Origin of the sequence: Anaeroplasma bactoclasticum, from assembly GCF_003550015.1 — a bacterium.
In the GTDB taxonomy this organism is placed as follows: Bacteria; Bacillota_I; Bacilli_A; order Acholeplasmatales; family Anaeroplasmataceae; genus Anaeroplasma; species Anaeroplasma bactoclasticum.
In genome coordinates, this window is sequence record NZ_QXEV01000020.1 from 1 (window position 1) to 12,793 (window position 12,793).

General features: G+C 30.0%; 1 protein-coding gene. It reads right to left on the reverse strand.

Annotated features, from left to right (window positions below; translation table 11 throughout):
- Positions 1-250: 250 nt before the first annotated feature.
- Positions 251-12,793 (reverse strand): RHS repeat domain-containing protein, encoded by a 12,543-nt coding sequence (locus EI71_RS07435; RefSeq protein WP_119016626.1) that lies wholly within the window; start codon positions 12,791-12,793, stop codon positions 251-253.

The following is a 12,793-nucleotide window of genomic DNA, read 5'->3' on the forward strand; positions in this document are numbered from 1 at the left end:
AAATACTATGGCTAGACGACAAAAAAGGCATGTAATCAAACATGCCTTTTCGTCGTTTTACTACTCTGTTTATAGGTAGGTACTACAATTCGTTTATAGCGATTACTACGCTTTATTGAAAGGTAGTACTACTCGAAATTGATAGCCCTAATTTTAAAGTACTACTCCAAATTTAGAGCACCAAAAAAAGGAAGGCGATAGCTCCAGTTTTAGAGAGTTATCGCCTTCTTTTTATACTTTCTTATGAAAGTTAAATGATTGTACCAACATAATCGGCTTGTCTAGTATATTTATCTGCAGTATTAAATGCCCAAACATTGGAATTTTCATTTGTTCCTTTCTTTATCACAATCTCTAATTGAATCTTAACTGTAATAATCGATGTCTGAGGGTCAAATGCACCAGGATATCTAGCCTCGTCCACTGACGAAATATTGTTAGTCTTATCCGTACGAGCTTCAGCAACATATCCATCTGGTAAATCTACATAGAAATAGAAATAACCGCTTGGTAGTATTTGAAGTCTATACTTCAATTTATAAATCTTAAATCCAGAAATATCTGTTCTGCTTCCAGAATAAGTTTCATCAGTTTCTTCTGCATATGCACTAATTTGACGATTTCCGTTTTCAATCTTTTGATCATTTACTTTCTTATAAGTTGTTTCAGAAATAGTTAAATATATGTCATCCATATTCATTGTTGTATCTGCATAGAATACTACCTCAAATTGAACATTGTTTGTAGCATCAATTATAGATATATGATAATATCTAACATTTCCTCTTGAATTTCCTCCACATAAATAATCTTCCGATAATACCACATAAGATACATACCAGAAATGTCCATCTAGTGGAGTACCTGTATAATCCATATACAAGGATGAATTCTTATCAGGAGAACCCGCAAATTCGGAAACTGTATAATCACCAAATCCACCAGTTACCTGAGCGTTCTTCGCATTTACATAGGATGCATCATATGTGTGAACTAAAGTATCAACATATAATGAACCATTTGTTGTAAATGTTTGAGCAGTTACATTTGTAACTACATAATCATTTCCACTTCTACTATAATATGTCACTCCTTCAGAATAACTTCCAGAGGTAACACTACTATATCTATTACCTGCAAAATCTGTTGTATAAACATTACCCCAATAGCCATTTGCATCGATTTCTACAAGATATACTATAGTTTCATTAGATATCGTATATGGAACGTAGAAATACATATTATCATGTACACTCAAAATATTCTTATCCGAATCCGTTTGTTTACCAACACCATATTCTGTAAGTTTCTTTAATGTTGTATATTGATAAATTTGTGCATATTCATTAATTTCGAAGCCAGGACTATAATAAGATAAGTCTGCATCAGATACTGTACCAATTGCATAATAATCCGTTATGCTTGTAGCATCAGCATCATTATATTTAATACCTGAAGCTGAAACGACAATTTGTCTTGTAGTTGATTCAAATTGAGTCTTATATATTTCTTCTGTATTATCATAATACTGACCTGATTTATCAGGAACTAAAGGCTTTGTTGGCAATATTACAGTAGCTGTATTACCTAATACTATAGATTCCTCTAAGAATGTTAATTTGTGCAATAAAGCATCTGTAGAAGCTTGCTTTTCTACTATAAATTCTGGGAATTCATAATATCTTACGTATACTTCATTATTATCCCATACGCCAGTATTCTTATAAGTAAAAATGAACTTATATGTTCCAGTATCATTATTTTCAGATACAGTCACTGTTAAACCGGCATATGTAATATTTGTTGTAGCTAAATTACCTAAAGTTGAAGTTGTAGTGCCAAATTCTACATTATCACCAATAGTATAGAAATTAGCTAAAGAATACTTTACACGATACTGAGGTTCAATACTATTACCCGAAGTATCTGTACGGTTAAATGCAACGGATGCAAACATATCATCTGTATTCGATCTCTTATCAATAACTTGAGAATAAACATATGGACTTGAAATTGTACCAGAACCACTTCTAGTATATAAGCTACCATTGCTTGTAAATGTTGTTGAATTAACACTAGCGGTAACATATTGTAATTCATAGTAAGTAACTGCAGAATCATATGAACCGTTAAATATTTGCGTATATACACCATCTACTAGTTTATATAAACTACCATCTGTTGTAAATGAAGCTGATGTTACTGCCTTAACTACATAATCTCGCTGATAATATGTTACAGTTGAACTAAATGAACCTGAAGTTACTTTATTATAAACACCATTAGATAATACATATAAGTTACCATTTGTTGTAAATGTTGTTGAATCTACACTTGCAACGGAATACTTAATCTGATAATAAGTTTCATGAGAGTCAAATGTAGCACGAATACATACATCTTCTGCTATATTATAATTTAAAGTACCTTCAAACAAATATCTAGGCTTTTCATTTGCAGTTAATGCATTATATGCCTCAGAATTAATCCTTGTTACTTCATCACCATCTGCATAAATAGATACATACTGTGTATTCTCAGCAAAATATTGCGCTTCATTAAGTGTGTGCGTATATACCTTTGCAGTGCCGCCGGCTTCTGCAGTAACACTATAACGAACTACATAACGCATTAATCCACTTTCTAAGATGGTCTTAGTTGCCGTAATTTGAACATTTGCATTATCAGAAACATTAAACTTATATAAATAGAAATTATTAGAGGTTGGATCTGTCAACTCACTATAATCATATGCTCTACCATATGGAATGGTTGAAGTTATACTTGTAGGAACATTACTGTTATACTCTTGATTAGCTTGTCCGAATGGAACAAATCCAAATGAAGTAATATTCTTTTCTGTATTTTGAACCTTAGTCAATACTACGGATGGCATATTTGCTAAGTCAATCTTAATATTCACCGCATCAGTGCCGCCAGGAAGTGATTTATTGATAATAATCTTTATTGTTGCACTTCCATTATTCACAACAGCATTATTCGTAAAGGCTGGATCTAGCTTCCAATATCCATCAGCAGTGTTATATTCCTCACCATCAACGGTTAATACGATGTAAGGCTCGATATCTAAACCATTAGGAAGATCATTACCAGTTAAAGTTAATGTTACAGTTCCACCGTTATACGCGATGGAGTTTACATCACTTGTAAGAGTCAATCCTGAAGGGTCAATCGCAATAAACTTTAATGTGTATTTACTACTTACTCCAGTATCTTCTGCATATACTGTAACACCATCTTTTACAATGACACTTACACCTTGAGTCTTTGTTACATTTGAACCAGTCAATGAGATTGTTTGAGAAGATAATGTTGCACCATTTGCTAATTTATAATCATTAGTAATAGAAATACTAGATGCATTATAAATTGAGCCTAAACCTGTTGTTAAATAATAAGTTATAACCTTATTATCATTATCTATTTGATCATCAACGGATTTTATTGTTGTTCCACCATTAGAAATATTCAATTCAAATATATCTGTTGAAATGGATTTAATTAATTGCTTCATATCATGATAGAATGCATAATCAACAGAGCCTTCAGCACCTAAGTTGATGTTTTCTCCACCACGCCAATATGAAACCTCATTGTTACCTAACATTAATACATCATTAACATTATCATAATAATACTGATTATCCATAGTAGACAAATCAAGGTTATCTGGAATAAATATACCATAACCAATTCCTTGACTTGATGATAAAGCAAATATACCATAACCATCAATGTTGATATTAGAATTGTTAGATAAATATGATATTAATGCAGTAACCTTATCTGCATCTACAGTTGTATTTGACGTAATAAACTGATAATAACCTGCACCATGAACTCCATCATTAAATACATTTAATAAACTATACATTAATGATTCGGTATATAAATTATTATGATTTAAATAATCATTTCCCAAATATGCTGCATATATATATTTAGCAACATTTGAATCAGTTGCACTAATTGCATATAATTTCTTAGCAATATTTACTTTTACTTCAGAAATATTAAACTCCAATAATAAAGATTTATATAATGTTGAACTTAAACCGTTTACTAATTTTTTAAATGCCGAATTATTTCCGATATTATCTGCAATTGCAATTAATTTAATAATCTCCACCAATTCATCTTCTTCATCATCATCGTAGAAAGTAGAATCCATAAAGATTGAATAATAATCACTATTATTGCTATCTTGATGTATTGTTGCCATTAAAGTAATTACACTGGCAAATACGTCATCTAATCTCAATTGCTGTGTTGTTTTAGTTGTGTTATGTTCTCTCTTATAAGGATATACTTCATAAAACATTGAATAATTGTCATATGAATTACCAAAAGTATTTCTAAACTCGCTCAATTGAGAATTACCAACAACATTAATATTATTATTTGTTGAATCACTAGAGCCAGTACCTAATGGATCTGATATACTACTATAATCTAATGATAATAAATCAACCTCATCGTCACCTGAAACAACTTTAAATATATCAATATTTTCAGATGTACTATAATCAAATCCAATATTTGTTGGTACAGCTAAAGCAACCTCAAATGATACGCCAGTATCACATATTAATTTATAAGTTCCACTAGGAACAATAAATTCATAATATTTATATTCATTTAATGCAGTTGAAACGGCAACAATTCTTTCATTATCATCAATATCAAGAATACTTATATTTCCTTCACCGGTCGCATATATTTCAACAAAAGATTCATTCGATAAATTAAAATATACGTCATTAGAAAGATTTTGAAAATACTCTTTTGTTATGTATTTTGCTACATTACTTACATCATATTTACCATTTTCAAAGTTCTCTTTTATTGAATCTCCACCAAAATCATATTGACTCAAATCAATTTGAGAAAATAACGCTTCAGGTAAATTTATTAGTGGATAATACCATGGCTCAAATAATAATGCGGCATTAATTTGTTTTGTGCTCGTGCTATATACTGTTGTAGGGCTATCATTAGCAAATGTCAATGATTGTGAAGTTGAAGATCCGCCAGATATATCAACTCCACAGTTATTATTAGAATTTGTTATTGTGTAGTTACTTCTAATAGTATCATTATAATATGGATTGAAAACATTTTGATTAAATACTACTTTCGTTTTATTTGTGTTATCACTTGTATTATTTGCAAAGTCAAAATCATAAGAGATGATTAGATCATTAATACTAAATGCTAAATAGTCGTTACCTACTTGAGGACAATCTTTTTCAAGATTAATAGTTATATAAACATCCTGCGTATCTAAAAGTGTAATTAGACTTGAAGGCACTGAATAACTATAAGAATATTGGTATAAATTTTTATTAGAGCTATCCAGCTGATAATCAAATGTTCTTGCTATTTCTAAATAATTATCATAAGAACTTGATGTGGCTTTTGTTCCATCATTGTTATATAACGCATAAAAATGGAAATTATTCTCATCATATGTATAATATGATAATGCTTTAAAAGAAATAGTTATAGTATTATAAAGAACGTTTGTTCCTTTTAACATTTTCAAATATATGTCAGAATCAGTATCTTTATTTTTATTTCTCCATAAATTCGAATAATAATTACCATATAAGTATGTGTGTTTTGGAACATCGCCATTGCTTACAAAATTGGCATTACTAATCTCTTGAACACCGTCTATAGTTGTAAACATAGAAGTTGCATTAGTGACACTTTCAGGGGTGTCGGATAACCCGCTATATGCTTTCTTATATAGTTTTATATCATATATTTCTGTTCCTTGGGCTAAATTTAAACTGTATGATGAATTATATGATAAGTTATTAAAGGTATAAGTAGTTTTAGTCACGGAATTATGTGAATCTGAACCATCTAAATCAATTGTTCCTTTATATGTAACTTCTAACTTATATCCATATTGATAATCACCAGTTCGGAAAGAAATATCCGAATAATCACCTGCGACTATTACATTTTCCGAATAATTAGGATGTTGTGAACTAAATACGACTACATCATAGAATGTAAATACATCATTATACTCGTATTCCTCATCGTCGTATGAATTAAATGTATTCTTTATGTGAATTAATAAATCTTCTAGTTTTTGCAAGTCGGTATCTGATACATTAGATAAGAAACTATCAATTTGTGTTGCAGTAATAGCAGAGTCTTCCTCATACAAATATGCCAAGTACTTATAAATAAAGTTATTAATGTCATCTCTGTTATATAAATTATATGTACTATAATCACTAGACTTCTTAGAATAATTTGTAAGAGTTTGGATTAATAAATTCTTAAAATTATTTTGATTATTAACAGTAGAGACTATTAATTTATCTCTATAGCCATTAATAACTATATTTAATGAATCTAAATGAGATGATATAGTATTAATACCGCTGTAATTCATATTTAAAATTCCAGCAAGACCTTCCGCAACTGATGAAGATGCAAACGAAGTATCAGTAATATTTTTCAATAATAAATTTAATGAATTTGCATCTTCTGAAACAAAATTATTATCTATAGAATAATTATAAATTGCTTTTAGTACTAAAGCCTTATTATCTGCTAATAATTTAGTTACAATTGAACCAATAATATTTGTCTCATCTTGATCATTTGTTGGATTAGATGAATTGAACCCTTTTGTTTTATATCCATCTAGTTTAACTAAATCTTCAATTTTATAACAAATATAATCTGTAGTATGAACACCCGCATATCTATTTAATCCTGATACTTTATTCCAGGCATATGCTCCATCACGTTTTGCAAGTAATGATACACACTTAACATTGCCATTTGGCCATGAACTATATGTATAATATAAACCTGTAATAACTGCTGCAGAACAATATGCAGTCAAATAATGTTCCTTATAAGTATGAGCCGCACCAGTATTATTAATTAAGCTTATACTACCAGCGCCGGGAATATTTACTTGTTGATTATAATCTTTTTGCTGTGTTGGAACAAATTCTGGATCAAAATTATAATAATCACACATGTATGTGTCATTAGAATAATTATTATAAATGTAACCTGTGGTATTTGATGGAGCTAAAGTGACAAAGTTTTCTTGTTTCCACATATAAGCACTACTTACATCTGGACCACCATTACCAGCATTATTATCACTCCAATGATATAAATATAATGATTTATCAGATGCATTTGTGCCACTGGCTGCAATTAACTTATTTGCCAATCCCTCATTAATACAAATCAAAACGGGAACAGTACCACGTGCAGTTTGCGTTGATTCGTCAGTTGCAGCCAAATTTGCACCTTTTTTGTATCCATATTGATTACCAGAAAAGAAAGTACCACCATTATTATTATTTACCTTTTCATCATATACTATTCCAGTTTTTGTTGCATAAGGCCCAAGATAATTAGTTCTATATGTCACATAATCATCTGGCGTATAAATAAATCTTGTTCTAATTGGATAATTTTTATTAAAACTATTGCCACCAAAGAAATTAAAGTTTTTATCAGTATTATTATATCCATAATTAATTCCACAATAATATTTTCCATTGGTTCCTTGCTTTGCGTAGAAAGAATCTCCATTTACTTCATGATCATATCCATATTCCATACCATAATCCGACATAGTTCTATCATTAGTTTGATATGTGTTTGTATATTCTGTAGCTTTGGCAATAATACCTGATTCATCCAAATCAGTTGTTGGATTTTTTACAGTTATAAAATAATGATTAGATATATATTCCTGAATACCCGCATCATTTTTTATGATATTCCAAAGATTTCTATAATCTTTTGTAGGTTCTATATTCAAAGATGTAATATCTGCAGTCTCAAATTGTCTTATAGTCTTCAACTGGGATGCTTCACTATTGTAATCATCATTTGAATTTACAGGAGAATAACGATACCCAGTCAAAGTCGTAATATTACCAAAATCATCACCCACTCCAGGCAAACTACTAGAATCTATCATTGAACCAATGTTATATTTATCAATACTATTATTAATCCAATTTAAATAATTAGAATTTGAAGCTAATGAATTATTAATAATTAAATGTGCATAAATATTTGCAGCTTCTGATTCATGTGTCTGCAAATATAATTTATATTTTAATGAATCATCCTCATCTTCTACTGTTAGATTTAATTCATTATATAGTGCTTCTAATGTAGAATCATCATAGCCTGCTAATAATGTAGAAACTAAATTAATTTTTGGTGTTTCATAATAACTTGATGTTGAACCAGTAAATAATTCATTTAAAATTGCACCATTTGTTTGAAGTAATGTAATATAATTATTTAATATAGTTTCAAGATTATTACTTTCACTTAATACATCTTCAATCTTAGCTTTTACTAAAGCATAATTTGAATTATCTTCAGAAACAATTTTTGCCAATAATGTATCATATAACATACTTTGTAATATTATATAATAATCATTATTTCCTTGTTTTTCATAAAATTCCAAAATTTTGTTAATCAATTCAGTTCTTATAGCTAATGTATAACTTGATGTTGCAGTTGTGTCAAATAATACATAATTTAGTATTGTCGAGATTGCTGAATCTAAACTTCCGCTATTTATGGATGAAGCAATAAGTGAATCAATAATATCCATATTACAAGTAGAAATCCATGTATCACTTTCAAATGCATCTGATAATAAATTTGTAGCAGTTGTTCCTGCATTTTCAACTAATACTTTTAATGCGCCAACATTCTTCACTAAATCTTCCGCAGCATTCGCATATGCAATTGTTCTCCATCCAATTTTTTCAAGTAATTCTTGGTTTACTTTATCAAATTTAACAAATTGGAAAAAGTTAGAAATATAAGAATCTGTTACATAATTATTATCTAATCCAATACCATTTATTGCCTTTCTGAAAATAAATTCCGAACTAAATACTCCAATATTTCCATTTTCATCAAGTGAAGATAATGGCGCGTATGGTATCTTATTGGATTCACCACCAAAAGAGTCAGTAGCTGATTTTGTTGTAATAAATGTATCAACCTTTGGCGCTATTTCAGGAACGTTTAAACTAGAAAAAACCGTTAATTCTCCATTATATAAATTTATAAGGTATCTAATAGTAATATTATTTCTTTGATTAAAATCAAAAATTGAGCAAATAGAACCAGCATGAGTATACATCAAATTATACTCATTGCTTCTAACAGTTGATAAGCCTAATATAACATTATATGTCGCCCATTTTTGTGAATTATCATATGGAGGAATAATTTTTACTTGTCCGTAGTTAAGCGTATTAGCAACTGTAATTTTATATGATTCTGAGTAATACCCTAGTTTTACTCTTCCAATTACTCCAGCAACGCATTCTTTTCCATAGATATTACCGTAATTGACTATATTAACCATATTACATATACCAGTACCAATTACACCTGATGCAATTCCATGAGCGTTATCAAATGAAGTTGTAGACATATTATCACGTGCAATAAAGCCAATAATAGTACCATAATTGATAGTGAATGCTATTACTTCCTTACTATTCCCCGTATGTAAATTGTTTTTGGAAACTATTCCGCCAACATTAACTATTGAGTTTAATGAAGTAACTTTACCACCCAAGTCAATCACATAAATATTTCCATTATTTGCACTATCTCGAATCTGGGCATAATCTCCATCCATTCGACATGAAATACCACCAGCTTCATAATTTTTAGCTGCAGTTGAATATGCTGAAACATCAATGCTTCCCAAGTTAAATGCATTTGAAATTATTCCACTATTCAAATATGAAATACCACCAACATATATATTCGAATTATAATATGGTTTTGTGGATGGATTTGTATTAATTGCTGTAGTTTTTGCCAAATAATATGAACTAACTGTAATTTTACCATTATTTATAATACTATCCATTGTACCTACTAGATTCGAATCAAAATTCGCATTTAATGGATTTTGCTTTTCACTTGAATCTACAGATAGGTTTTGATAACAAATGCCAGATAGATACATATCTATTTTCTTTTCTGCCGCTGAACCATTTGGCTCATTTATAGTTATATCTCCACCGTTATATAGATTCCTTGCCGTACAACCATTACTTAAGGTTTCAAATAATCCAGAAACCTTTAAGATTGATGTAGTAGAAATTCCAGCCGCTAAAGAAATATCCATCTTTCCTTCATTTTTGATATCACCATAAGAAATGTATTCACCTAATGCACAGCCAGTATAATTAAATGTTGTTGCAGTTGAAATTGCAGTGCTTAAGCTAAATGTAATATTTCTTAAATTATATAAAGTTGTTGCTTCTGTTGTATATTGGCTTGTACCACCAATAACATTTAATACAGGCGCAAATGTAGTATGTAAATTCATACTAATTTGCTGAGTAGATAATTTGTATATTGCCTTATAATCATCACCCTCATATCTATAACCATATGCTAAATTATAGAAATCAGAAATCCTAGATTTTACATGATTTCCGGCTTTAATATTTGAAACATTTGTATAATTTAAGTTTGTAGAACTACCCTCAACTGTAACATTTGCTGCATTCGCAAAGGAAGATGCATAGAATAATGTATTTCCTGCACCATCTTTAAACTGAGATGCTTCTACTTTTGTATTATTTATTGCAGTAGAAATAATATCTGCATTTTCAACGCCAGATACATAAGTAGTATTGCCATTAGCGTATACGGTAATATTTCCTCTATTTGTGAACGAAGATACTTCATCAAGTTCACCTAAATGTCTACCAATAATACCTGCAACATACAATTCAGAATATGCATGGCTTGTACTATCACAAACACTAATTGTACCCAAGTTCTCTAACCTTTCCGTACGCATAACTGTAGTTATACCATTGGATACAATTTTATCATAATTCATTGTGTAACCTGCACCGATTACACCACCAATTGTATAAGTAATTGAAGATCCAAGCTTCGCAGTAATATTCATTGCATTTAAGCATGTATAAACTGCACCGTTAGATGATTCAATGTAACCAACAATACCACCAATAGCAACTCCACCCATATAACTTGAGCTTGCTTGAAGTGTTGTAGTAGCATTTGGTAAATTAATGCTACCTGCTGAAGTTGCGCCATTAATCTTACCATTACCACCTAAAATACCAGTGATACCACCAATGTAATACTCGCCAATATCTTTTGCTGTTGTATTAGTTATATTTGCATAGACATTAACATTTTTAACATGTCCACCTTCAATATATCCTGATAAAACACCAATACCTTTAGCATTCGTCGATGTTTCAATAGCACTAAAATCCATTGATGTAGGGACAATATTTAAGTTCTCAACTGTTCCAGTTAAATAATTAAATAAACCATAACAATCTACACCTGTAGATTTAGCAATTCTTGATGAATTCATAACATCCGCATTATAAATTGTTGGGTATGCTGAATTGCTACCATTAGCCATAGTAGGGGTACCACTAATCGTAGAACCAATAATTGTAGCGCCAATTCCCTTCTTATATGTATAAGAAGATACTGGTATTTTTTCTAAATTTAAGTTTGCTGTAATATTATATGTTATTTCATTTGATGCAAACTTATCGTCGGCATTAAACAATTCATACATATAAGCAAAATCTTTTTCATTGTTTATAGTAAATGTTGATCCAGAAAGAGTAATTCCTCTTCTTAATCCATATTTTATACCCGTGTAATCCTTATAGGAACCATAATCATTCTTGGTATACCAATTAGAATCAATTGCAGTTACAAGATTATCAATAGATGATACATACGTGCCGAAATAATCATTAACCTTATCTACCATTTTAGAAGAGACTTTGTAAGTAACTGTAGCCTTATTATTATCAGTAGGTGTTAATGTTCTGATAGAATCATCATAAAAATAACAATTTGTGATTGTTCCAGTATTTGAAATCGCAATTTGGTTATATTGGTTAACTAAATCATTTTGTTTTATATTAAATACTCTACTAGTAACTACATAGCAATTGCTTAATGTACCATTATTAATTACAACTAAATCTGATACTCTAGAATTCGATATAGAAACACTTATACCAGCTAATTCTTTTGTTGCATCCTTATCATCAACAACAAAAGAATTAGAAACATTACCATTATTCTCACCAACCAAATAAGAAACACCACCTGCTTCAAAAGATGTAGGTGCATCTAAAATCTTTAATTCCGGATGAGAAAGACCAAGATTAGTAATAGTTCCTGCTGCCCCAACATAATTAAACATACTATAATAGCTTCCACCATTATAATTTGCATTGTTTAAAGTTAAAGACAAACCTTCTATTTCATAGCCTTGACCATTAAAGGTACCTATAAATGGATTTGAACTTGTTCCAATAGGAGTGAAAGTATACTGAGAATCCCATTCAATATTCGAAATTAAATAATAAGTATATCCTAAGAACGAATTATTTGATGAGCATTTTGATGAGAATAATCTTAGTTCTTCATCAGACTCAATAGTTATGATTTTACCATTATTTGAATTTTCCTGTGCTGCAGCAGTCATAGTAATGGTAGTTATCTCGGATGCATTACCCTCGGTTTGTATTTGGACTTGAGAACCATCATAATAACTATCATACCTTATGAAAAGCGGATCTTTTGCTGATTTCTTTGGACTAAAAGTTGCCATTGCAATGGCAACAATAGTAAGGGAGCAAACTACAGTTAAAAGACCAATATAAAATGATTTTCCAAAATGAAATCTAATCATATCTTTTTTCAT